16 protein-coding genes and 1 pseudogene are annotated in these 24,699 nt (G+C 70.7%); 7 read left to right on the top strand and 10 right to left on the bottom strand.

Features of this window, described 5'->3' with window-relative positions:
* Positions 1–488 (top strand): RNA-guided endonuclease InsQ/TnpB family protein (locus tag IEY82_RS37945; protein ID WP_229697790.1); only part of this gene is annotated, 488 nt, incomplete at its 5' end.
* Positions 464–2,047, top strand: a complete 1,584-nt coding sequence (locus IEY82_RS37940) for an alpha amylase C-terminal domain-containing protein (protein WP_308015972.1) — start codon at positions 464–466, stop codon at positions 2,045–2,047. The genes IEY82_RS37945 and IEY82_RS37940, both read left to right, overlap by 25 nt.
* 41 nt (positions 2,048–2,088) lie before the next feature.
* Here the strand turns inward: IEY82_RS37940 and IEY82_RS37935 are convergent, their stop codons facing one another.
* Complete coding sequence (locus tag IEY82_RS37935) at positions 2,089–2,277, bottom strand: ubiquitin family protein (protein WP_189129130.1); 189 nt, start codon at positions 2,275–2,277, stop codon at positions 2,089–2,091.
* Here IEY82_RS37935 and IEY82_RS37930 point away from each other — a divergent pair.
* Both IEY82_RS37930 and IEY82_RS40210 read left to right on the top strand, forming a co-directional pair.
* Complete coding sequence (locus IEY82_RS37930; protein WP_189129129.1) at positions 2,270–2,449, top strand: DUF302 domain-containing protein; 180 nt, start codon at positions 2,270–2,272, stop codon at positions 2,447–2,449. The two genes, IEY82_RS37935 and IEY82_RS37930, sit on opposite strands and share 8 nt — an antisense overlap.
* A gap of 109 nt (positions 2,450–2,558) precedes the next feature.
* Positions 2,559–3,521 (top strand): golvesin C-terminal-like domain-containing protein, encoded by a 963-nt coding sequence (locus tag IEY82_RS40210; RefSeq protein WP_308015969.1) that lies wholly within the window; start codon positions 2,559–2,561, stop codon positions 3,519–3,521.
* A gap of 85 nt (positions 3,522–3,606) precedes the next feature.
* On the opposite strand, the gene IEY82_RS37920 is transcribed toward IEY82_RS40210, so the two are convergent.
* The 8 genes from IEY82_RS37920 to IEY82_RS37885 form a co-directional block, all read right to left on the bottom strand.
* Positions 3,607–4,335 carry a hypothetical protein gene (locus IEY82_RS37920; protein WP_189129128.1) on the bottom strand — a complete coding sequence of 243 codons (729 nt, stop codon included), beginning with the start codon at positions 4,333–4,335 and terminating at the stop codon, positions 3,607–3,609.
* Between the two features lie 111 nt (positions 4,336–4,446).
* Positions 4,447–10,812, bottom strand: a complete 6,366-nt coding sequence (locus IEY82_RS40065) for an RHS repeat domain-containing protein (RefSeq protein WP_189129127.1) — start codon at positions 10,810–10,812, stop codon at positions 4,447–4,449.
* Positions 10,813–10,891: 79 nt separating this feature from the next.
* The gene (locus IEY82_RS37910; RefSeq protein WP_189129126.1) at positions 10,892–15,040 is read right to left on the bottom strand and encodes a LamG-like jellyroll fold domain-containing protein; all 4,149 of its coding nucleotides are present in this window, start codon (positions 15,038–15,040) and stop codon (positions 10,892–10,894) included.
* A gap of 294 nt (positions 15,041–15,334) precedes the next feature.
* Positions 15,335–15,571, bottom strand: coding sequence for a hypothetical protein (locus IEY82_RS37905; RefSeq protein WP_189129125.1), 237 nt, complete (start codon positions 15,569–15,571; stop codon positions 15,335–15,337).
* 119 nt (positions 15,572–15,690) lie between these two features.
* Complete coding sequence (locus IEY82_RS37900; RefSeq protein WP_189129124.1) at positions 15,691–16,071, bottom strand: hypothetical protein; 381 nt, start codon at positions 16,069–16,071, stop codon at positions 15,691–15,693.
* 433 nt (positions 16,072–16,504) lie between these two features.
* Positions 16,505–17,713 (bottom strand): acyl-CoA dehydrogenase family protein, encoded by a 1,209-nt coding sequence (locus tag IEY82_RS37895; protein WP_189129123.1) that lies wholly within the window; start codon positions 17,711–17,713, stop codon positions 16,505–16,507.
* Positions 17,714–17,888: 175 nt separating this feature from the next.
* Positions 17,889–18,815, bottom strand: a complete 927-nt coding sequence (locus tag IEY82_RS37890) for a glucosyl-3-phosphoglycerate synthase (RefSeq protein ID WP_189129133.1) — start codon at positions 18,813–18,815, stop codon at positions 17,889–17,891.
* A gap of 178 nt (positions 18,816–18,993) precedes the next feature.
* The gene (locus IEY82_RS37885) at positions 18,994–20,466 is read right to left on the bottom strand and encodes a helix-turn-helix domain-containing protein (RefSeq protein ID WP_372459714.1); all 1,473 of its coding nucleotides are present in this window, start codon (positions 20,464–20,466) and stop codon (positions 18,994–18,996) included.
* 278 nt (positions 20,467–20,744) lie between these two features.
* On the opposite strand from IEY82_RS37885, the gene aceA reads away from it, so the two are divergent.
* The 3 genes from aceA to IEY82_RS37870 all read left to right on the top strand — a co-directional run bounded on the left by aceA (position 20,745) and on the right by IEY82_RS37870 (position 23,975).
* On the top strand, positions 20,745–22,031 hold the full coding sequence (gene aceA, locus IEY82_RS37880) for an isocitrate lyase (protein ID WP_189129122.1): 1,287 nt from the start codon (positions 20,745–20,747) through the stop codon (positions 22,029–22,031).
* 214 nt (positions 22,032–22,245) lie between these two features.
* Positions 22,246–22,755: a SigE family RNA polymerase sigma factor gene (locus IEY82_RS37875; RefSeq protein WP_225262980.1), complete on the top strand. Its 510-nt coding sequence runs from the start codon at positions 22,246–22,248 to the stop codon at positions 22,753–22,755.
* Positions 22,752–23,975: a TolB family protein gene (locus IEY82_RS37870; RefSeq protein WP_189129120.1), complete on the top strand. Its 1,224-nt coding sequence runs from the start codon at positions 22,752–22,754 to the stop codon at positions 23,973–23,975. Before IEY82_RS37875 ends, IEY82_RS37870 begins: the two co-directional genes overlap by 4 nt.
* Before the next feature lie 70 nt (positions 23,976–24,045).
* On the opposite strand, the pseudogene IEY82_RS40060 reads toward IEY82_RS37870, so the two are convergent.
* Positions 24,046–24,699, bottom strand: a pseudogene (locus IEY82_RS40060) (hypothetical protein); the annotation flags it as partial.

The raw sequence follows: 24,699 nt of genomic DNA, 5'->3' as shown, positions 1-24,699 counted from the left end.
ACCGCCACCGGGAGCTGCGCCGCCGCCTGCAGGCCAAACAGACCAAGAGCGCCAGACGGCTGTTGAAGAAACGCCGCCGCAAGGAAGCACGTTTCGCCGCCGACATCAACCACACCATCGCCAAGCGCATCGTGACCGAGGCTGCACGCACCGGGCGAGGTATCGCCCTAGAAGATCTCCAGGGGATCCGCGACCGGGTACGGCTCCGCAAGCCCCAGCGGGTCACGCTGCATTCATGGAGTTTCCACCAGCTCGGCCACTTCATCGCCTACAAGGCGGCCCGCGCCGGTGTCGCCCTGGTCTGGGTGGACCCGGCCTACACCTCGCAAGCCTGCTCGGCCTGCGGGCACGTGGCCAAGAACAACCGGCCCGACCAGGAAACCTTCGCCTGTACGTCGTGCGGCTTCGCTGAGCACGCCGACGTCAACGCAGCCCGCAACATCGCCGCACGCGGTGAGACGGGCTGGGCAGTGAGTCACGCTGCCTGACGCGGACCAGACCGTCGAAGCCACCGACGGCCAGGAGCTGCAAGCTCAGTCCCTTCAGGGCTGAGAAGCTGACGGCCATGACGCAGACCTGCGAGAACGCCGGCGTCAAGATCTACGCCGACGTCATCGTCAACCATATGACCGGCCAGGACGGCGGCGGCACCGGCAGCGCCGGCACCACGATCAGCACCAAGTACCGCAGTCCCGACCTGCACGGCGACGGTCAGTACGGCTACGGCTACGGCGACTTCGGCTCCTGCCGGCGTGACATCGCCAACTGGAGCGACGCCGCCGAGATCCGCGACTGCGAGCTGCTCAACCTCGCCGACCTGAGGACCGACACCGACTACGTCCGGGACCGGATCGCGGAGTACCTGTTCCAGCTGGTCAGGAACGGCGTCGACGGGTTCCGCGTCGACGCGGCCAAGCACGTCCGGCCCGCCGACCTGGCCGCCGTCAAGAGCAAGGTGAGCGCCAAGACCGCCGCCGCCGGGCTGGCCGCGCCGTACTACTACCAGGAGGTCTGGTACGAGGGCGCCGGCGAGCCGATCACTCCCGCCGAGTACTTCGCCATCGGCGACACCAACGAGTTCCGCGCCGGCACCGAGCTCGCCAAGAAGTTCAAGAACACCGGCGGCACCGTCTCCGACCTGGTCGGCCACGACTACGGCAGCGGCTGGGGGCTGATCCCCGGCGACCGGGCCGTGCCGTTCGTCGACAACCACGACACCCAGCGCGACGAGCTCACCAAGCACCACGTGCTGACGTACAAGGACGGCGCCCTGTACAAGCTGGCCAACGTCTTCCAGCTCGGCTGGCCGTACGGCACGCCGGTCGTCATGTCCAGCTTCGCCTTCACCGACCGCGACACCAGCCCGCCCCGCCAGTCCAACGGCGACACCAGGCCGGTGACCTCCTGCGGCGGCGAGTGGGTCTGCGAGCACCGCTACCGCGAGACCGCCAACATGGTCGGCTTCCGCAACGCGGTCGGCTCGGCCCCGGTCGGCGACAAGTGGATCAACGGCAACCAGACCGCCTGGGGCCGCGGCGACAAGGGGTACGTCGTCATCAACCGCACCGACGGGACGCTGTCGCGGGAGTTCGACTCCAGCCTGCCGGCCGGCGTCTACTGCGACGTGATCGACGGCGACTTCGACGCGAACGCCGGCACCTGCTCCGGCCGGACCGTCAGCGTGAACGCCGACGGCAGGTTCACCGCGCCGGTCGCCGGCATGGACGCCCTGGCCATCCACGCGGGCGCCCGCCTCGGCGCCGGCCCGACGCCCACGGTGACGCCGGGAGTGACGACCGTGCGGGTGCACTACGACACCGGCTACGGCAACAGCATCACGATCAGGGGCGACACCGCTCCGCTGAGCTGGAGCAGCGGCCTGGCCTGCGTCAACAAGGCCGCCGCCCTGTGGGAGTGCCCGATCCAGGGCATCCCCGCCGGCCGGACGTTCGCGTTCAAGCCGCTGATCAACGACTCGCGGTGGTCCACCGGACCCGACCACACCGGCACCGCCGGCCAGACGATCGACGTCACCCCCGCCTTCTGACCGTTCGGGGCGGCCGTCCCGGCGTCATCACGACCCGATCTTCACCTGCCGCGAAGCTGGTCCATACCGAACGCGGGGTGGGCAGCCGCCATGCGCGGGACGAGCGGCGACCGGCGCGGTTCCGGCCGCCGCTCGTCTCCCGCCCGAACGGCATGGAGAGAAAGGTCGGAGCCGGTGTCTTCCACCGCGAAATCGAACGGCTCGCCGGAGGCACCCGGAACGGTGACCATCGCGAGCGCCTTCCCGGTCGAGGAGACCGTGGCGCGGCTCAAGCGGGCGATCGACGAGGCGGAGCTGCGCCTGTTCGCCGTCGTCGACCACAGCGGGGGCGCCCACCGGGCCGGCCTGGCCATGAACGACACGAAGCTGCTGCTCTTCGGAAACCCCCGGGCCGGCCGCTGACCAGCGGCTGAGAAACTGATTTATGTAGATATCTTTCACAAGCGTTCGCATATTGGTTAAATACCTTCACCTTCGCTTACCCTCACCCCCCCCTCGGAGGGAACAGCTCGTGAAGATCATCGTTAGTTGGTTAGCCGCCGTCGTGGCGGCCTCTCTGGTTCTGGTCGGCCCCGCGGACCCCGCGGCGGCCGCGAGCACCACGGTCGACAACGCCACCGCCGAACGGTTCATCGCCGGCAGCGACTGGGGCACGTCGGCCTGGTCCGCGCAGCGGCACGACGCGGACTACCGGTTCGCGACACCGAACCTGGTCACGAGCGACGCCGCCTGGTTCAAGGCGGCGATCGCCGAGGCCGGGGCCCACCTGGTCGAGGTCTGGTATCCGGCGGACGCCGGCTACAACAGCGCCACCCCGTTCATGGTGGCGACCACCGGCGGCACCCGCAGTGTGGTCGTCGACCAGCGGGCCAACGGTGGCCGCTGGGTCAGTCTCGGCACGTTCACCCTGGCCGCCGGCGACTACAACGTGGTCGGCGTCAGCCGCTGGACCAGCCAGCCCGGCTACGTCGTCGCCGACGCGGTCAGGATCACCTCCTCGACCGGAGCGGTCTCGTTCTCGCTGCCCCTCCCGCGGAGCGCGCTGCCGCGCAGCGAGTACGACGACCCGCACCACGACTATCCCGCGATCGACCTCCCGGTCGGCACCGGCACCCCGGCGTACGCGGTGCGCGCCGGCACGGTGACGGTCATCGACGACAGCTCGTGCGGGCGCGGCATCAACCTGACCGGAACCGACGGGGCCATCTACACGTACTGCCACTTCTCGTCGTGGTCGGTCTCCAACGGCGCGTCGGTCGGCGTCGGGCAGCAGATCGGGCTGACCGGTAACACCGGCAACTCGACCGGTCCGCATCTGCACTTCGGCATCCGCACCGCCAGCACCCGGCGGTGCCCGCAGAACTTCCTGCTGGCCGTGTACGACGGCACCACGCCGCCGGCGGCGAGCAGCCTGCCCACCACGGGCTGCTTCTACGCCAGCCGTTCGGCGGAGCCGGTCATACCGCTCGGCTGACCGTGTCGACGGCGGGCCCGCCGGCACCTGGCCGGCGGGCCCGGACGAGCTCCACCAGAGCTTGTCCCGTCACGTGGGTTCCGGCTCAGGCGACCTTGGACGAGCTCGCCGACCAGGTGTTGCAGGCACCCGGCCTGCCGGCCTTGTAACCCTTGTCCAGCCAGTAGAGGCGGTTGCCGGTCTTGCCGTGGAATTTGTTCTTCCAGAAGTCGGGCACCTTGACGACCGGCTTCCAGTCCTTGACCTGACGCCCCACACCCTTGGCGGACACCGCCAGGAAGCAGTCGATCTGCAGGTAGTAGCGGCGGTTCTGCTCGTTCATGACGGGCTCGGACGCGCCGTTCTCCAGCCCCCACCAGGCCTCACCGATGCCGGTCTGCCCGGTCACCACCCCGCCCCACGTCCTGGCGATGGACGTGAACACGGTGAGGTCGCTCTTGGCCCTGATCCAGTCATCGGCCAGCCGGACGCGGATCTCCGTGGTGCAGATCTCGGAGAAGGAGCCGCGGACGTCCAGGCCGGTGGAGCAGGATTCCTTGTCGTCGGCGTCCTTGAACACCACCTTCACCGGGACGAAGTCCTTGATGGCCGGCTTCCACGCCGTGTTGAGACAGCCGACGAGTTTGGTGACGTATTTCTTGGTGGACGCCCTGCTCGTGCCCTTGTTCAGCTTGCAGGCGACCTTGGGCAGTTTGGCCGCCTTGTAGAGCGCGTTGTGGGTCAGCTCGGGGGCGCCCTTCACCGGCTCGGCGAGCGCCGGAGCGGAAAGAAGAGCCAGGCCCATGGCCGTCCCGACGGATAAGCGAATGATCATAAAGCCGAATCTTAGGGGTGTGTCCAGCCTTCGTGCCCGATCGGCGGGGAGGAGGTCGTCCGGTCCGGAGATCCACCGGCCGACCCCCAGATCCACAGATCGGAACGGCTGTCAGTCGAACCATCTCCTGACCTTCGGCAGCGCCCGGGCGGCCCACGCGCCCGCCGCGCTGCCCGCCGCGGCACCGAGATAGCCGCCGACCCCGGCGCACGCCGGGCCGCACAGCGCGCCGCCCAAGGCCCCACCGGCCAGCGCGCCGCCGACCGTGACGGCACCGCGGACGACGGCTCGCGTGGTCTTCATGCCGCCGGACAGGTCCGTACGGCCCTTGTCCTCCGCCCTTTGCGCGTTGTAGTTGTCCCAGCCCGCCAGCGCGGCCCCGATGTAGTTGGCGCCCTTGGCGAGCCGTACGAGACGCAGACTCTTGGTCTGGGCCCCGGTCATCGACTTGAGCATGGCGCTTCGGTAGTAGTCGGACCAGTAGCGGTAGTTTCCGCCGTTCTTGATGGCCAGCAGCTCGGCGGCGAACTTGGCTCTCCTCAGCTCCGCCAGTTCGTCGCCGTTGTTGAGCAGCGGGACGGTGCGCGCGCCGCCCAGCATCGTGCTGAGGAAGGTGTTGCCGAGGCTCCCCCAGCCCTGGTTGGTGAATGCCTGCGGATTGAGGTTGCTGATGAAAATCCCCAGGTAACCGTCCGGGGTCTCGTAGGGCTGCACCGGGCGGATCAAAGGCACCATCCTGGCCCGAGGGGCAGGACGGTAGCCGCCTCGGCTGCCGCCGCCGCCGGAGGAGCAGGAGTAGAGGATGCCGCAGCCGATCGAGCCGAGGCTGTTGCGGACCTTCTTGGGGATCTTCGGCCTGGGCGGGTTGAGGATCTGGCACAGCAACGGGAGCGCCCTGCACAGCGAGGAGCCTCCGCCGCCGCCGCAGTTCTTGCCGGAGTAGTAGCAGCCGGTGTTGCCGCGCAGGGGGCCGTCGAGCCCCGAGGGGTCGCTCTGCGTGACAGGGGTGTTGTTGGCGTAGACGTAGCCGTTCCAGCTCTGCGGATGGTCGAAGTTGAAGACCGGGTCGACGGAGACGAACCGGCCGGTGTCCGGGTCGTAGAGGCGCGCGCCCAGGTGGGTGAGCCCGGTCGGGTCCTTGGTGCCACCGACGAAGCCCCGCTCGCCGGGCCAGGACGCGTCGGGACCGCGCCGGCCGCCGAACGGGGTGAAGCGGCGCGTGGTCGTCCGCTGGGTGGCGGCGTCCACGGCGATCTGGGCCGTGTCCTGGTGGTCGACCGTCAGGAAGGTGACGCCGGTCGTGGTCCGCATGGCGACGGTCTCGTCCCCATGGCTGTAATAGCGGGTGCCGACGGGCGTGGTGGCGCCGGTGTTCAGGCGCAGCTCGGTGTTGGCCAGGTAGAGGGTGGTGCCGGTCGCGTCCTTGCGCAGCAGCCGGTTGCCTTCGGCGTCGTGGACGAAGGCGGTGCTCTTGCCGCTCTCGGTGGCCTGGACCAGCTGGCCGGCGGCGTCCCAGTCGAGGGTCTGGACGGCGCCGCCGACGGTGCGGGTGGTGGTGTTGCCGGTGGCGTCATAGGTGTAGGCGTCGGTGCGGGCGCCGTCGCCGCCGGTCTGGGTGATCTGGTTGAGCCGGTGGCTCTGGCCGGCCGGGGCGTAGGCGTAGGCGCGGACGGTGTCGGCTGTGCCGCCGACTCCGTGCCGGGTCTCCGACGTGCGGTTACTGGCCTTGTCGTAGGTGAAGGACTGCCAGTAGGGCGCCGGGCCGCCGAGCACGGCGGCGGTGGGGGCGGTCTCGCAGGAGGCGTCGCCCTCGGCCCATGCCTCGGTGAGGCGCTGCAGGTGGTCGTAGGCGAAGCACTGGTTGTCGGTGCCGCTGTTGGACGCGTCGGACAGGGCGGTGACGAGGCCCGCGTCGTTGTAGCGGTAGGTGGCGTCGCGATCGGCGCCGTGCTGGTTCTCGCGCAGGGTACGGGCGGTGGTCAGCCGCTGGCTGCCCCACTCGTAGGTGAAGGTCTGCCAGACGCGCTTACCGGTGGTGCCCAGCTCGTACAGCAGCGGCTTGCCGGTCGGGGTGTAGTCGGTGGCGGCCACGTACGTGCCCAGGTTGCTGGTCAGGCGGGTGGGGCGCAGGTGGTCGTCGTAGGTGGTCACCAGCGCCTCGGCGGGCAGGCCGCCGGCCGCGGGCAGGCTGCGGCCGGTGACGGTCTCGTCCAGGCCGTAGGAGGTGGTGAAGACGTAGGTCCCGGCCAGGGCGCCTTCGGCGGCGGGCACGATGACCGCGGTGGTGTCGGCGCGGCCCAGCTGGTCGTAGTGGCGGATCTGGCTGGTGTAGTCGCCGGCGGAGGTGTGCCGGGTGGAGGTGGCGAGTTTGCCCTTGCCGACGGGCGCGGTGTCGTAGGTGTAGGAGGTCAGCCGGGGGCCGTTCGCCGAGTCTTCGCGGGTGCCGGTCCTGCGGCCCAGCGCGTCGTAGCCGGTGAAGACCTTCTTGCCGCGGGCATCGGTGACGGAGGTCTCCCGGTCCAGGTCGTCATAGGTGAAGGTGGTCGTGCCCTTGTCCGGGTCAACCGTCTTGATCTTCCGGCCACGCTGGTCGTAGGTGGTGGTCCAGACGGCGCCGGCCGGTCCGGTCACGGTCGCCTGCTCTCCGGCGGGTGTGTAGGTGTAGCGGGTGGCGTCGTAGTCGCCCGTGGGCGTGGAGCCGTGGTGCTGGCGGCGTTCGATCACCTGGCCGCGGGCGTCGGTGATCTCGGTGGTGGGGATGCCGCCCGCGGGCGGGGTGACGGAGACGCGGTTGCCGCCGCCGTAGCCGGTGGTGGTGCGCCACTTCTCCTGCGCGGGCTGCGAGCCGTTGCCCACCATCAGGATCTCGGCGGTCTTACGGCCCAGCCCGTCGTACTGGGTGCGGGTCTGCGCCTCGACGTTGCCGGGGGTCAGCACCCCGAACAGCTCGGGCTGCGGTGACCCGGCGGCCGAGTAGGGGGCGTAGCTCTTGATCACCTGTCCGCGGTCGTCGTAGTAGGTGTCGGTGATCAGCCGGCCCTCCGGGCCTGGCACCTGGGTCTGCCGCGAGCGCAGCCAGCCGTCCAGCAGCTCGATCTCCGAGACTCGCTGGCCACCGGTCGCGGTCAGCTCGGTCGTGGTGATCGCGACGATCTTCTGGTCCTCCACCCGGTAGGTGAAGGCGAAGTTGGGCTGTTGTCCCGTGGCCTTGGAGCGGTTGGGCTGCCAGACCTTGCTGAGCCGCCCGAGCCCGTCGTAGGCCAGGTCGGTGCGGAGCCGGTTGGCCTCGTCGATCTTGGCGGTCGGCTCGCCCCACGCCGGGTCGAGTTCCTCGGTGGTGGTCAGGGGGGTGGACTCCAGGCCGGGTACCGTCGGCGGCGTCTTGGCGACCTTGGTCGTCAGCCCGCGGGTGTCGGTGTAGACCGTGGTGGTGGACTGTCCGAGGGCGTCGGTGACGACGGTGGGGCGGCCGTAGGGGTCGTAGGCGGTCCGCTTGTCGGTGACGTAGGTGGCGGTGGCGCCGTCGTGGGCGGCCAGCGCGTCGGTCCTGGTCACGTTGCCCCTGCTCGGGGCGGCGCCGTAGGCGCCGTTGTCGTAGTAGGTGCGCACGTCGGAGATGACCTGGCGGGACCGGTCGGGGGTGGCGGCGCAGGCGACCGCGACCGTCTCCACGCGGATGGGGAACGTCACCATGTGCGCGGCGGTGTTGTCACCGTAGCTGGTGCGGGTGCACTTGTCGTCGGCGGCGGTGGTGACGTCGCCCAGGTCGTTGACGGTGGTGCCGCGGCCGACACCGGGGCCCGACTGGGCGTAGTCGGCGTCGGTCCTGGTCTCGATCCAGCCGCCGCCGTCCTTGGCCGTCCAGGTGCGGGTGACGTCGGTGTTGACGACGTTGGCCGTGACCGTGCCCCAGGAGCGGGTGCGGGAGGCGGTCTGTACCCGCCACGGGGTCTTGACGGTCTTGGAGTGGACCTGGCCGCCGGGACCGGTGTACTGGATGGTGCGCAGCTCGAATCCGGCCAGGGCGTCGTGGTCGGTGTGCGTGCCGCCCTCGCCGTCGGGCACCGTCACGGACTTCTCGCCGCCTGACTTGTCGAGCCGGTCGCCGTCCATGCCGCGCAGGTAGAAGACGTCGGTCTGGGTGGCGGGGGCGGCGTGATCGCCGGTCAGCGTGCGGACCTGGCCGTAGCCGCGCCATTGGGACCAGGTCTTGTGCTTCTCCTTGGTGAGCCCGTCGTCGTCGTCGAAGTGCCAGGCCGCACCGCCCGGGTACTCGTACGTGGTGACCATGTCGGGGGCCAGTCCGGTGCGGTCCACCTGGGTGACGCTCGTGACGACGTACTTGTGGAACCAGTCGGTGATCGGGTCTTCCCGCCCCGGCGGCTGCCAGATCACCGGGAAGCACCGCTTGGTGTTGGTCTGCGGGGTCGGTAACGCGTCGAGCGCGCAGTCCGGCTCGCTGTACCGCACGTCGATCTGCCCGCCGGACTCGTCGTAGATCGCGCCGAGCCGGTAGCGGATGTAGGCGAGGATGTCGTCGCCGGACTTGTCGAGCCGGTTGGGCAGCTGCACGTGTCTGAACGTCACCTTCGGCAGCGTCACCGGCTTCTCGCCGTCCGGGACGGCGTGCCCGGTGTGCTGGATGGAGGCCAGCAGCAGGTCCCGCTCCACGTCCGCCAGCCCCCAGGCGTGGTCCATCGACCAGGACTCCACATCTCGGTGGCCCGACCCATCGGCCTTGATCACCTGGGTGGTGACCTTCGTCAGCCGCTTGCGCGACCAGAAGGTGGGCGCCACCGCCCCGTGGCTGTCCTTGCACTCCTGGCCGGCGTCGCAGTTGAGGTCCCAGGGCACGTCCCACCAGCGCTGCGGGTTGTCGTCGATCTTGGAGGGGGCGCAGTCGAAGGACGCGTCCGGCAGACAGCGTTCGGCGGTGCCGAAGACCACCCTGGCCGGCGCGGTGGCGAACAGAGCGTCGGCGCGCAGCCCGTAGGCGATGGACTTGAGGTACCCGCCGCGGGTGTACGGAGTCTCGTCGCCGGCCTTGAGGTTGCGGCCGTAGTGGTTGCGTTCCTTGGCGTAGGTGTACGTGACCGCGTTGCCGTCCCGGTCCACGACGTGGTCCAGGTTCCACCGGTAGGCCTGCTGGCACCAGGAGCCGGCGAAACCGGAGGAGTCGTGGCAGGGCTCGCCCGCGTCGTCGCCGAACACCGGCACCGCCCAGGTCGAGGCGGTCTCCGGGTCGCCGTCGGTCCAGCCGGGCAGCCGGTCGCGGCCGAAGAAGTACTGCACGCCGTCGGTGCCGGTGACCCGCCAGTACTCGCCGTTGTCGTCGTCGTTGGCGGCGCCGGTCAGCTTCTCGAAGGTGGTGCCGTCGTCGTTCTTCAGCCGCCACTTCCCGTCCGCGGCCTTGACGAGTTCGCCTGCCTTGCCGTTCCAGGAGACGGTGGCGTTGTCGTACCCCCAGCACTGGTCGCCGGGGTGGTTGCCCCAGGAGTCCTTCGGGGCGCCGTCGTCCTCGCATGACGTGAAGCGGCGCTCGATGAACCCCGGTGACAGCTCGAAGCCCTGGCCTGCCCAGGACGGCTGGCCGTTGGTGTTGCCGGTGCGCCCGTCGACGCTGCCCGAGGAGTAGGTCAGCGCCACCTCTGGCTTCAGGTCACCCGGCACGGGCGGCACCCGCATCGGGTAGGTCCAGGTGAATTCCCCGCCGTTGCCGCCGGCCTCCCAGGTGGCCGACGCCGACAGGGAGCTCGCCTTGTAGTCGCCTTGTCCTCCCGACTCCCCGGCGGCGGCCATCAGCACGGTCCCTGAGGCGGCTTCGACCTCGGCGGTCAGGGTTCGCGCGGCCCCGTCGTTGGTGGTCGGCAGCGGCACGGCCGTACGGCACTCCGGATCGTTCGGGGTCGTCAGCACGCACTCCGGCAGGCGCAGGAGGCGCAGCCTGGTGCCGTAGGCGCCGCCGTAGGCCTGGGCGAAGGAGGAGTAGTCGACGCGCACCCCGACCGGCCCGGGCCCGGCGGCCTCCCCGGAGCCCAGTGTGAGCACGAGGCCGTCCAGGCCCGCCCTGGCCGCGGCGGCCTTGTCGAGCACCGACACGCGTACCCTGCTCGCGGGACGGGGCGTCGTCCGCTGTGCCTGCGCCGAGGTTTCGCCTGGTGGGAGGAGCCACACCGGCAGGCGGCCCGCGCGCACCGGTCCTCCCGCGCCCGGCACGCTCACCTCCGCGGTGCCCGCCACCGGCCAGGCCGCCATGGGCGGCGGCCCCGGGCGGGCCGCCGGGTCGGCCGGGCGCGGCAGACCCGTCAGGGTCCTGCCCTTGACGAGGCGTTCGGTGCGGGCCGGTCTGGGCCGTTCGGTGTTGACCGGTTCGGGCTCGGCCAGTGCCGGGACGCCGGGCAGGACCCCGGTCAGGCACACCAGCGCCGTGCCGAGCACGGTCCAGCGCAGGGCCGCGCGCTTCAGGCTCACCTTCATCACGATCTCCACGGGGCAGGGCAGCCGACAGGGGTTTACGGCCCGGCCCCCTGGCGGAGGCGCGGGCGGCCGATGTGCGTCAGGGACCGGAGGCGGTGTCCAGTTCGCCGCCGGTGGCCAGCATCTGGACCTGCTCCTGGGTGAGCGCGCCCTGGTAGGCCCACACGTCGTCGATGGCGTCGGGCCAGAATTCGCCGCCGAACCTGCTGCGGCCGACCTGCAGCCCGCCGTTGGCGGCGGTGAACCCGAACACCTGGTCCTCCTGGGAGACGCCGAGCGCGGTCTCCTCCAGCTGGCCGTTGACGTACAGGCTCATCCGGTCGCGCAGTGCGTCGTGGACGAGCGCGACGTGGTCCCAGTCCCACTCGGTGAAGGCCGAATGTTCGGCCTGACGCAGTTCGGAGGCGGCGGTGGAGTCGGCGTTGCGCATCTGGATCTGCCAGCCTCCGGCGTCGGGATCGGCCGGATCGGGCACGTACCGCAGCGCGAAGGCGTTGGCGTTCGCTCCCGCCTGGGAGAACACGGTCCTGGCCGCCTGCGGGCGGCCCATGTTGCGCACCCAGCCGGCCACCGTGAAGCTGTCGTCGGTACGCATCGGCGGGGCCGCCGTCTCGGCGTAGGCCGTGGTGCCGTTGAGCAGCAGCCCCGCGCTGGACACGTAGCGGAAGCCGGCGGCGGGGTCGATGACGGCGCCGCCCGCGAGGGTGAGGTTCTGGGCGCCGGCGGGCTCGCCCGCGCCATCGGCGTTGAGCTTCCAGCGGCCCTTCACCACCGGGTGCTGGGTGACGAGTTCCTCGGCCTCGACCGCGCCCACGGACCGGTCGTAGACCCGTACGTCATCGACCAGGCCGGGCCACTGGTCCACGTAGGCGCCCAGCCACTTGGCGCGGCCGATCTGCAGCCCGCCGGCCGCGTGCCACACCGCCTCCAGCGGGCCGCTGTCGGTGCCCTGCTCGCCGTTGACGTAGATGCGCAGCTTGCGGGTGACCGCGTCGTGCACGCCGACCAGGTGGGTCCAGGAACCGGCGGACGGAGTGGCTTTGGAGACCGCCTGGTACCAGCCGCTGTCGTCGGTGTCGGTCTTGGACTTGGCGAACACCCATTTCCTGATGCCGCCGTCGTACTTCAGGTAGAAGCCGCTCTTGCGCAGCCCGTCCTGGGAGACGACCGTGTAGTTCTCGTCGAGCCGGCCTGTCTCCAGGCGCACCCACGCCGACACCGCGAAATTCTTGCTGGTGTCCACGACCGGCCCGTTCGTGGCGGCGTGGCCGGTGGAGCCGTCCAGCCGCAGCGCCGTACCGTCCTGACCGGCCTGCCCGAGAGTCGCGCCGCCCGACAGCGCGGCCTGGACGGTGGTGGCGGTGCCGTAGACGCGCCCGGCCCCGGCCTCCTCGTCCATGGACCAGTACGCGACCGGACCGGCGCCGGACGGCATCGCGCCCGCCGCGAGCTGCTGGGCCTCCTGGTCGGGCAGCGCCCGCTGGAACACCTTGACCTCGTCGATGCCACCAGGCCACTGGTTGGCCTGGGCGCCGTTGTACTTGCTGCGGCCGAACTGGAAGGCGCCCCCCGCCTGCCAGGCGGTCACCCCGCTCACCGTGCCGGCGAGTCGCCCGTCGACGTAGAGGCGCAGCTGGCCGGAGGGCCGGTCGTAGACGCCGCACAGGTGCGTCCAGGCGTTCAGCGGGATCGGGGTGTCGCCCCTGGCGCTGTACCAGGCTCCCCCGCCGTCGCCGGCGGTGTCGGCGCCGGGCCTCTTGAACTCCGGCTGCCCCGACGGGAGGATGCCGAGCTGAAAACCGCTCTGGTGCACCCCGTCCTGGGCCAGGGCGTTGACCATGCCGTGACTCACCGGCCTGACCCACGCGGAGACGGTGAAGCTGTCGTCGGTGCGCAGCACCGGCAGGTTCGTCTCGGCGTGGCCGCTGGTCCCGTCGACGGTGAGTGACGTGCCCGCCTGGCCGGCATCGCCCAGCGTGGCGCCGCCGCGGATGTACGCCGCCGTGCCCGGGCCGCGGCCCGTCACGCTCGTCGCGCCCGCGGTCTCATCCAGCGTGAACCGGGCCGCGGCGTCCGCGCCCGCCCGCGCCCAGAACTCGTACGTGGTCGGTGCGCTGTTCTGGTTGGCTTGGGTGAACGCCTGCACGGTCAGCAGGTTGGGGCCGGAGCGGCTGGGCGCCACGGCGACCTGGCGCGCGGCGCCGCCCGCCGTGGTGACGGTGGTGAGGGGGGCGCCGTTCAGCTTCAGCTCGTAGCGGGCCGCGGCCCTGGCCGGGTCGCTGATGGTGAACGTGCCCGCGTCCCCGACGCCGCCGTGCCAGCTCTGGTCGCCGGGGTATTCGGCCGATGACACCGAGGGCGCGGCCGGCACGGACGGGTCGTAGTAGAAGTAGCAGCCGGTCTGCGCGCCGTCGTAGCTCCACGGTCCCCACTGGACGCCGTCCCACGCTCGTACGCCCCAGCCGATGAGCTTCTTCTGCGGGATGGAGCTGGGCAGCTTGATCTGGTGCCTGCTGCCCGAGGTCAGCGCGGGTGTCAGCGCTGAGGTCCATTTGGCGCCCCAGTCCGAGCCGTCGGCGTTGGCGGCCCAGTGCAGGGTGAACTGGCCTCGCACCTTCTTGGCGTCCTCGGTGTCCGGGTCCCACAGGTAGGCGTACAGCGTGGACAGGTCGTTGACCCACTGGGCCTCTCCGCTGTTCACGCACTTGGTGCCGGGGCTGGCGAACATCGAGCCGGTGTTGGGCTGGTGCGGCGGCCGGTTGTACTGAATGCGCAGGTAGGCGTCGTCGGCGAACCGCTTCCACCAGTCCATCGAGCTCTCGCTGTAGGCCTTCAGGCCGAAGGTGATGGTCGAATACCCCTTGTCCACCGCGCTCTGCACGTGGGCGCGGAGCTTGGACCCGCCGAACTCGACCGGCGCCCGCGAGCAGTAGGCCACGTCGCGCGAGGTCAGGTGCTCAAGCCAGGCGTTCTTGGTGTTGTTCCAGGTCGCGGCGGAGGTGAGTGAGCCGGCCCGCCACAGTTGCACCGAGGTGGCGTTGTCGCAGTCGTAGGCCGCGGTCTCGTAGGCCACGAACTCCGCCGACTCGATGTACCTGCCTTTGATCGAGGGCAGCTTCATCCGGTAGAAGAGCCGCTTGGTCTGGTTCTTCACGCACCGGCCGTCCTTGGCGACCTCGCAGCGGCCCATGCCCTCGGTGGCGTTGCCGTTGAACTTGGGATAGTTCTCGTCGGGGTAGCCCGAGGACACCATTCCCCAGTAGTAGGCGGCGCTGGTCTGCCACACCGGGTCGATGTAGACGGGAAACACGGTGTCGGGTGAGGTCAGCAGCCCTTGGTCCGGGGTCAGCTCCAGTCGCCTCTCACCCAGGCCGACCCGCACGTCGGCGGTTCGGGAGCCCTCTCCCGGCCCCTTGCTCAGGTCCTGGCCACGAGCGGCCGGGCCGCGCGCCGCCGTACCCGCGGCGGGCGGCGAGGAGTCCCACATGACCGGGGAGGGCGCCTCGAACACGGCCTCGCCGGTGGTGCCGTCCTCGGCTCGCAGCATTCCGGCGGCGTCCCGGTCCACCGACAGCAGGGAGGTGTCCAGGGTGAAGGGGAGCCGGCCCAGCCGAGGGTCCCTGGCCGCCGCCGCCGTCTTGACCACGAGGGTGTGCGAGAAGCCGTCCGGCAGCGCCCGTACGCGCAGATCGACGTCGCTCCCCAGAACAGCCCGGTAGACGGCGCTGTCCCCGTCCAAAACCGGCTCGGGCAGCGGGCCGGGCCACGACAGCGACAGCTCGCGCCCCGCCCTGGACATCCGCACCAGCGGCTGCTGCCCGCCGCCGGACAGCCGCAGCCCGACAGCGGTCGCGGCCGGGGCGACACCGGAACCGTCCCGCCGCAGCGTGGTGTCGATGCCGACCCACTGCCCGTCGCGGCGCGTGCGCACCGGCCGCAGGTGCTCGGTCACCTCGAACCGTCCGTTGGGCAGGACCGTGACCGTGCGGTGCTCGCCCCGCTGTGAGAGCACCTCCACCGGCCGTCCCGACTTCCGCGCCAGCGTGACCGCGTCGTCGTCGGTCACCGCTGTGCCGGCGGGCGGATCCGCGGGCGGTTCGGTGACCGCGGACGCACCCGCCTCAGACCCGCCCACGCTCAGGCCTGCCAGCACGGCGAGAACCGCTACGCCCTGGGCCAGAACGCGCCTTGGTCCGCCTTTGCCGCCGAGCATCACCAGCATCGCCATCCGCTCCCCACACCCCGTCCTGATGATCAGAAACTAGACGCGGGGTGATCGGGCGGCCATTCGGCGCTGGATTGAATCTTGACTACAACAACCGCGGTAGTCGCCGCCCGGCTGCCAACCTGCGGTGTACACCCGGGGGTGGAGTTTCGTGTTCGGTGTTCCCATCAGCCGAGCTCGGACGCGAGGTCACCGGTCTCGGCCTCCTGCCTGAGCGTCCCGTTGACCCGCGCCGTGACCACGCCCGTCTCATAAGGCCGGCACCACCGCCTGGCTCCGCGGCCTTGTGAACACGACTTAGTCCGAAGAACCGGGGATGGGATCGCCTGGCCGTGGGGTCGGATCGACGACGTACTCCACTGGGGTGGACAGGTGCCAGCGAATCGCCACGGCTGCGAGGGTTAGCAGACAGATCCCTGTCACCCAACGAAGGTGAACGGTGGTGCGGCAGGTGTTCCTTCTGGTTTCGATGACCACAAGCACCAGCCCGATCAGGGCGAGCAGAGCAGCCACGATCATGTTGATCCAGAACATGAGGAGGCTGACTCCTGCCGTGGTCCGCGCCACTGCGCTCATAACACGCCTTGCCCGCATGTCCGCCATTCCTCGGTCCGGCCTTGGGTGATGTGGTGGTAGAGCTGACCTGCGGTGCATCACGTTGAATGAGGCCGCATAGAACTGCCGTATCCACGAACAGGGGTCAGGTTGCCTTCCTGCGCTCCGATATGACCGAGCGCAGCGCCAGAGCGATGAGCATGCAAGGCGGCCTCAGCGAAAAGCCCTGCGACCCTCCTTGATCGCTCGTGGATCTCGGCGAGCCGAGCCGCGGCTTCGTCGCCGGTGTCGTCTCGCAGCGCGTGTCGCCTGGGCAGGGGCGAGATCTCGCTCTCCACGTGATCGGCCAGGACGACAGCGGCCGAAGCCATCTCACTCAGTAGTTGCTGCGCCTCTCGCAACGCGGACAGGTCCAGCTCGCCTTTTTCGCACGCGACCTGGAGGAGCTCCTCGAAGCGCGCGACATCACTAGGATCCATCACAACTACGAGAATGCCTCGTAATCCATGAGACTGCCTCGTTTCTCACGAGAGCAGACAGATGGCTCGTGTCCTGTCACGTTCGAGCTTCAGGAATGAGCCTTCTTTGAGCTCGGCGCCTCAGAATGCATCGAAGCCCGGAAGCATCATGTGCGGCACATTCGGGGAAGTTACCTTCGCAACTGCCGCGCGAGCCGGCCTGGCTGAGCATGGCCGCCCTGGGGTCGATGCCGCAGCGGCAGATGCCGGTGAGTTTCGAATGCCGCACTTCCGGGGTGCGGCGGCATTACCTCAGCGGACCGCTGCTCATCGACGTGATCGGCTCGGCCGGGCCGCGGTTCGAGGGTGATCGCTGCGGCGCCCGGCACGTCAGTCAGGTCACCGACATCAGGGTCTGTGCCGATGACCGACCGATATCCGAAGGCGGGTCCGTTCAGCGGACGGGCAGGCCGGTGACCGCGCGGCCGATGATCAGCCGCTGGATCTCGGACGTCCCCTCGAAGATGGTGTAGATCTTGGCGTCGCGGTGGAAGCGTTCCACCGGGTGGTCCCGCGTGTAGCCGGCGCCGCCCAGGATCTGGATGGCCTGTTCGGTCACCCAGACCGCCGTCTCCCCCGCCACCAGCTTGGACATCGACCCCTCGGCCTGTTCGAACTGCCGGCCGTTGCGGGCCATCCAGGCGGCGCGCCAGGTCAGCAGGCGGGCCACGTCCACGCGGGTGGCCATCTCGGCCAGAAGGAAGGCGATGGCCTGGTTCTCGCCGATCTTGCGGCCGAACTGCTCCCGCTCACGGGCGTAGTCACGGGCGTACTCGTAGGCGGCGCGGGCGATGCCAACGGCCATCGCGGCCACCACGGGGCGGGTGGTCTCGAAGGTGCGCATCGCGCCCTGCTCGCCCGCCCGCTCGCCGTTGCGGACCCTGGCGAGGCGGGCGTCGAGTTTGTCCCTGCCGCCGAGCAGGCAGGAGCCGGGCACCCGGACGTTGTCCAGGACGACCTCGGCGGTGTGGGAGGCGCGGATGCCGTGTTTGCGGAACTTCTGCCCCATCGACAGACCGGGCGTGCCGGGCGGGATGACGAAGGTCGCCTGACCCCGGGTGCCGAGGGCGGGGTCGACGGAGGCGACGATGACGTGGACGTTGGCGATGCCGCCGTTGGTGGCCCAGGTCTTGACGCCGTTGATGATCCAGTCGCCTCCGTCGGGGACGGCGCGGGTGCGGATGGAGCCGATGTCGGAGCCGGCGTCGGGCTCGGAGGCGCAGAAGGCGCCCAGTTTGATGTCGTTCTCCGTGCCGAACATCTGCGGCAGCCATTCGCCCATCTGCTCCGGCGTGCCGTTGGCGGAGAGCGCGGCGGCGGCCAGGCCGGTGCCGACGATGGACAGGCCGATGCCGGCGTCGCCCCAGAAGATCTCCTCGAACGCCACGGGCAGCGCGAGGCCGCTCTCCTCGAACCACTGGGTGGCGAAGAAGTCGAGCGAGTAGAGGCCGATCTTGGCGGCCTCCTGGATGACGGGCCAGGGCGTCTCCTCGCGCTCGTCCCATTCGGCCCCGGCCGGGCGGACCACGTCGCGGGCGAACGCGTGCACCCAGTCGCGCACCTCGGCCACGTCACCGCTCAGTTCCGGACAAAAGCCGCTCATGCCCGCGCTCCCTGATATATCCGCGTATGTTCACTTTGGCCCGTGCGCGAACGCCCGTGCGCGAGTGACTCCTGCACGAACCGCCGGGCGCGCCGCCAGGCCACCCCTGCCGGCGCAGCCGACGTGGTGGCAACAACTTACCGATCAGTAGCCCGCATCGGAAGCCGGGGGTCCGTCAGGGCCGCACGGTGACCATCGGCGGGCGTTCGGAGATGGAGACGTCCCTGGTCACCGGCTCATGGCCGCCGGCCGTACGGCGGAACTGCGTGAGCAGTGCGGCGGGATCGTGCGACGCCTTGATCTTGCCCTGACGCTCCAGCCGTGACCAGGCGGCGAGCATGATCTGCGCGGCCATCCCGCCGAGAGCCTCGGTGGACTGCGGCGCGTGCGCCCGCGAGCCCAGGTCGACCTGGGCCAGCCCGTCGAGCCCGACCAGCTCCACCAGGTCGATCAGCAGCCCGAGCTCCACCCCGTAGCCGGTGACGAACGGCACGCGTTCGAGCGCGGAGCGGCGGCCGGCGTACTCGCCCGCCAGCGGCTGGACGAACCCGGCCAGCTCGGGCCAGTGCAGGTTGATCAACGGCCGGGCGACCAGCTCCGTGACTCGCCCGCCGCCGTTGGCGAGACCGCCCAGCGGGCGGTCATAACACCCCTTGACGTACGAAATGCCCGGGTCGGCCAGCAGCGGCCCGAGTAGCCCGGTCACCAGGGAGGCGCGAAAGTCACGGATGTCGGCGTCGACGAACGCCAGGATGTCGCCCGAGGTGACCGCCAGCGACTTCCAGAGCGCCTCGCCCTTGCCGTCGAGCGGCTTGAGGTGCGGCAGGATCTCGTCCTGCGCGTGCACCCGCGCTCCCGCCCGGGCGGCCACCGCGGCTGTGTCGTCGGTGGAGCGCGAGTCGATGACCACGATCTCGTCGACGACGGCGGACAACTCCCGCCGAATCACCCCGACGATCTCTCCCACGGTCTCGCGCTCGTCCCGGGCCGGCAGGACGACGCTGATCGAGACGTCGCCCTTGGCCTCGGCGAGCGCGCCGAGCGGCCAGTCGGCGGCGGAGTAGGTGCGGTGACGCAGCCAGGCACGCACCTCGGGCAGCACACGCCCCTCCCCCGTCGATGACACGCCCCAAGCTTAGGGCGTGGCCTCGATCGGCTCGTCGCCGAGTGCCGCGACGGGCTTCCCGCACGCGGGAGACCGCCACGGCTCACGGGCGATGCGGTGGAGGAAAGGCTCCCGGCGGGCAACACGGCGCGCGGGGGCACCGCCGGCAGGAGGGTCAGGCCGTCGCCGCGTGCCGTTCGAGGAAGGTGTAGACGTCGGCCTCGTCCACGCCGGGGAACGAACCGGGCGGCAGGGCGGCCAGCACGTGGGAGTTGCCCCGGGCCGACGGCCAGGCGTAGCCCTCCCAGCGTTCGGCCAGCTCGGTGGGCGGGCGGCGGCAGCAGTCGCCGTTGGGGCAGTTGGACTTGGTGCGGTGGGTGGTCTCGCGCCCCCGGAACCAGCGCGACTCCTTGAACGGCACGCCCAGCGTGATCGCGAAGTCCCGCTCGCGGGAGGGATCGACGTGGGCGACGCAGAAGTACGTGCCGGTGGGCGAGTCGGAGTACTGGTAGAAGACGGAGAAGCGGTCGGGCGAGGCGAACACCTGCCGCCCCGACCACTGCAGGCACATCCGCTGGCCCTCGATCGCGCCCTGCTCGTCGGCGGGGAAGACGATGCCGTCGTTCTCGTACGCCTTGTAGATGATGCCGCCCGCGTCGTTGCGGACGAAGTGGCAGACCAGGTCGAGGTGGTGGGTCGCCAGGTTGGTGAAACGGTGGGCGGCCATCTCGTAGGACACGGCGAACACGTCGCGCAGGTCCTCCACCGACAGCGCGCGGTCGGCCTTGGCCTCCTTCAGATACAGGGCGGCGGCCTTCTCGGGGACGAGCACGGCGGCGGCGAAGTAGTTGGCCTCGGTCCGCTGGCGCAGGAAGTCGGCGAAGTCGCGCGGCTTGTCGTGGCCGAGGGCGAGGTGGCCCAGGGTCTGCAGCAGGATCGTGCGGGGGGTGTGCATGCCGAGTTGTTCGTGCTTGACGTAGATGCGGCGGTTGCGCAGGTCGGTGATGGAGCGCACCGATCGGGGCAGGTCCTGCGCGGTGTGCACGGTGTAGCCGAAGTGGGTGACGAGGCTCTGGATCGTGCTCTGCGACAGGGCGCCGGTGCGGTAGCCGACCGAGTCGAGCGCCTCGGCGGCGGCCTTCTCGATCTCGGGGAAGTAGTTGCCCAGCTCGCGTTGCGTACGCCGTAGCTCGGCGTTGGCGGCCCTGGCCTCTTCGGGGGTGGCGGTGCCTCTCGCCTGCCGGGCGCGGAGCTCGCCGTACAGGCCGAGGAGGTGTTCGAGCACGTCGTTGGGGACCCGGGCGGAGACTTTGAGCCGGGGCAGGCCGAGCGCCGCGTAGATGGGGTCGCGCTGCGCCTCCTCCAGCGCGATCTCGAGCTGGGCGCGGCGGTTGGGCGGCTGGCGGCGCAGCAGCTCCTCGACGGGCACTCCCAGCGCGCCTGCCAGCGACTTGAGCAGCGACAGCTTCGGCTCGCGCTTGCCGTTCTCCAGGAGCGACAGCTGGCTGGGCGCCCTGCTGACGCGGCTGCCCAGGTCGGAGAGGGTCAGGCCGCGTTGTTTGCGCAGGTGGCGGAGGCGCTGCCCAAACGCGATGAGATCGAGCTCCTGCGTCAAAGACAGCGGTTCTTCTCCCAGCAAGGACGCCATGTGGGCATCTTAGTCGGAAATTCCGCCTATCTTCCAGGCCCCGACCCGCCTCCGGGTGCCTGGCGCGGATGTGACAGCCGCCGCCCGCCCGCGCGGGCCGTGTCACATGAATGGTCTAGTCCATCGGGAAAACTCTCGTTTTCTTCTCCATTGAATACTGGCGAGTCTTGACTGTGTAGAAAATTTGGCGATTCTTCTGCACGTACACCACTGTTGATCGCCCCCTTGCCGGGCAGAGACTCGACACAAGCCCCAGGGGACGACAAAGGAGTGGAAACATGGACGATCGCCTCAAGGGAGCTGCTGAGCAGCTGCGGAACGAATGGGACAACGACCCTCGCTGGGAGGGCATCGAGCGCACCTACAGCGCCGAAGACGTGGTCCGGTTGCGGGGCAGCATCCAGGAGGAGCACACGCTGGCCCGGCGCGGCGCCGAGCGCCTGTGGAAGCTCCTGCAGACCGAGGACTACGTCCACGCCCTCGGCGCGCTGACCGGCAACCAGGCGGTGCAGCAGGTGAAGGCCGGGCTCCAGGCCATCTACCTGTCCGGCTGGCAGGTCGCCGCCGATGCCAACCTGGGCGGCCAGACCTATCCCGACCAGAGCCTGTACCCGGCCAACTCGGTCCCCGCCGTGGTCCGCCGCATCAACAACGCGTTGCTCCGCGCCGATCAGATCAGCTGGTCCGAGGGTGAGTCACGCGAGTGGCTGGCGCCGATCGTGGCCGACGCCGAAGCCGGCTTCGGTGGCGTGCTGAACGCCTTCGAGCTGATGAAGGGCATGATCGCCGCCGGCGCGGCGGGCGTGCACTGGGAGGACCAGCTGGCCTCCGAGAAGAAGTGCGGCCACCTGGGCGGCAAGGTGCTGATCCCGACCGGCCAGCACATCAAGACGCTCAACGCCGCCCGGCTCGCCGCCGACGTGGCCGGCGTCCCGTCACTGATCATCGCGCGGACCGACGCCCAGGCCGCGACGCTCCTGACCAGCGACGTGGACCCCCGCGACCAGCGCTTCACCACCGGCGACCGCACCGCCGAGGGCTTCTACCGGGTGCGCAACGGCGTCGAGGCGTGCATCGCGCGCGGCCTCGCCTACGCCCCGCACTCCGAGCTGCTCTGGATGGAGACCGGCACCCCCGACCTCGACGTGGCCCGTGAGTTCGCCGAGGCGATCAAGGCCGAGTATCCCGACCAGATGCTCGCCTACAACTGCTCGCCGTCCTTCAACTGGAAGAAGCACCTCGACGACTCCACGATCGCCAAGTTCCAGCGGGAGCTGGGGCACATGGGGTACAAGTTCCAGTTCATCACGCTGGCCGGCTTCCACTCGCTCAACTACTCCATGTTCGACCTGGCCCAGGGCTACGCCGCCGACGGCATGACCGCCTACGTCGAGCTGCAGGAGGCGGAGTTCGCGGCCGAGTCGCGTGGCTACACCGCCACCCGCCACCAGCGCGAGGTCGGCACCGGCTACTTCGACCTGATCAGCACGGCCGTCGCGCCCGACTCCTCGACGACCGCGTACAAGGGCTCGACCGAAGAGGAGCAGTTCACCGCCGCTCACTGACACTCCTGGCTCGCCGGCCACCACCAGGGCATGGGTAGGTTCCCCCGGCGACGAAGGGCCGCGCCAGGCTCCCCCCGGCCTGGCGCGGCCCTTCCATGTCCGGATGCCCTGTCGGGACGCCCTGTCGGGACGCCCTGTCGAAACGCCTTCGTGCAACGGTTTCCCACCCGATCCGCTCTGAGAGATGACGGAGACGAGGAAAGGGCGAAGGCTGGTGGAACCAGACTCCCGTTTCGCGGAGTTCGTGGCCGAACGCGGCGACGCGCTGCTGCGCTACGGCCACGTACTGGCCGGGAACCCGCACGACGCGGCCGACCTGGTGCAGGAGACCCTGATCAAGCTGCGCGGGGCCTGGCCACGGGTGCGGGCCAAGGACAACCCGGAGAGTTACGCGCGCACCACCATGGCCCGGCTGCACATCCGTGCCTGGCGGCTGCGGCGGCGCGAGCTGCTCGCCTGGGACCTGCCCGAGGGCGAGCACCACGACGTGCTGCCCCGTGGCGACGAGCAGGCGCTCTGGCAGGCGCTGGCGACGCTGCCCCGCAAGCAGCGGACGGTCCTGGTGCTGCGCTACTACGAGCAGCTGACCGACGCGGAGATCGCACAGGTGCTGGGCATCTCCCGGGGCACCGTGCGCAGCCAGGCCTCGCGGGCGCTCGACAAGCTCCGCGCCGCCGCACCGGAGGCCATCAACCCACAGCCCGTACGGGGGGACGCGCGATGAACGACCTGGAAGAGACCCTGCGCAGGACCCTCGGTCACGCCGCGGGGCAGGCGCCGCCGGCGCCGGACCGGCTGGCCGAGGCCGTGGAGGCCGGCTACCGCAGGCGGCGGCACCGCGGCCAGGCACTGCTGGCCGCCGGGGCGGTCGTGCTGCTGGCGGGCGGCGCGGCCATCGCGCTGCGCGGCGAAACGCTCCAGACCCTGCCGGCCACCGTCCCGACCGAGACGCCATCGGCCGTCTCGACGACGCCGCCCCCTCCGATCGAGCAGGTCTGGCCGCAGGCGGTGCGGACACTGCCGGTCAAGCTTCCAGGCGGGCGGACCATCCGCGAGATCAGACGCATCGACGACCACACGCTCCTCGTCACGACGTGGTCCCGCTTCGAGAGGACGAATGCCGTCTACGCCTACGACCTGGACACGCGGAAACTGCGCAAGATCGCCGACGTGCCGACGCCCCGGGGCACCGTGCTGTACGCCTCCGGCTTCGAGGTCGGCGGCGGCAGGGTGCTCTGGTGGACCGCGCTGGAGGGCGGCAAGGGGCAGATCTGGTCGGCGCCCCTCGCGGGCGGCCAGGCCGAGATCGTGGTCACCCATCCGGTCGACGACGGCGGCTTCGACGCTCTGGAAGTGGCCGGCGACCGGATCGTCTTCTCGGTGCGGGCCGGCGGGGTCTTCACCGCGCCACTCGGCGGAGGCCCGGCGGAGCCCGTCGAGGGGGGCACGGGCATGCACCTGCTGGCCTGGCCGTGGATCGGCCCGTCAGGAGGGTACGGCCCCACGGACGAGCCCAGGTTCGGCTCGATCCGCAACGTCGAGACCGGCGAGACCGACACGGCCGTCACCCAGGTGGACGAGAAGCACATCGTCTGCGGCCTGACCTTCTGCGTGGGCGCCAAGCCCACCGGCCCGTCCTTCCACCGGCTGCGTGACGGCTCCGGGGAACAGAAACTGCCCGGCGGGATGCACCCGCTCGCCCTGCCCGGCCGCTTCCACACCGCGTCGGTGCTCGGCGAGGGTCCGCGCCGGCAGGGCTTGGGCGTGGGCCGGCAGGTCCTGGGCGCCGTGTTGTACGACATGACGACCGGGAAGTCCGCCGACCTCGGCGTCCGGCCGGAGGACGACGGCCTGCGGATGAGCTACCCGGACAACCGGCGACCACTGCTCGTCTACACGGTCGGCGACCAGCTCCGCGTCATCGACCTGACCAGGATCCCTTGACGTCCTCCCCGCCCGAGCCGGGCGAAGATCGGACGTGCCGGGACGGGACCGTCAGCACGCCGGCCGGTTCTCATGAAGAGCCGGTGGGGGTGGGCGAGGGTGACTGCGGCACTGAAGGGGTGGCGGAGGGGTCCGGTGACTCGCCTGGCCCCTCCTGCGGGATCGTGGTGATCGACGTGGTGGGTCGCGGGCAGCCGCGCCTGGCCGCGTCGGCGCGGCGTCTGGCCGCCGGGCCGGCGCACGGGTCGCCGTCGTCCTGGCCGCCGGGGTCCCTGGTCACCGGCGGCCGGGAGCCGGTCTGCCGCTCGGGCGTGGGGTCGGGGACCGTGGACGGGCCCCGGGTGCGAGTCCCGGTGACTTGCACGGTGGGCGTGGCGGGCGTGGCGGGCGACCAGGTGCCGGCGCTGGCCGGGACGCCCCCGGTGAGGGTGGCCGGCGGCCGTAGCGTCGAGTCGGCCGTGGCCTTCGGCACGTGCGACTGAACGGCCACCGGGAGGTCGGGCAACGGGGAGCCACCGCCGATGCGCGTGTCACCGCCGCCGGACGCGGCGACCACCGTCACCGCGGCGATCGACACCGTGGCCAGCGCCGCGAAGCCGGCGTGCGACAGGCCGGCCCCGCCCCTGGCCTTGCGCCCGCGCTCGGGCGCGGCGGGCCGCCGGTCGCCGGGCGGCGGCGCACCGCGCTCGGGCGCGGTGGGCCCTCGGTCGCCGGGCGGCGGCGC

This window comes from Nonomuraea cavernae (assembly GCF_014646355.1).
Lineage (GTDB): Bacteria > Actinomycetota > Actinomycetes > Streptosporangiales > Streptosporangiaceae > Nonomuraea > Nonomuraea cavernae.
The sequence above is the reverse complement of the archived record's forward strand: the minus strand, read 5'-3'. Positions and strand labels throughout refer to the sequence as shown.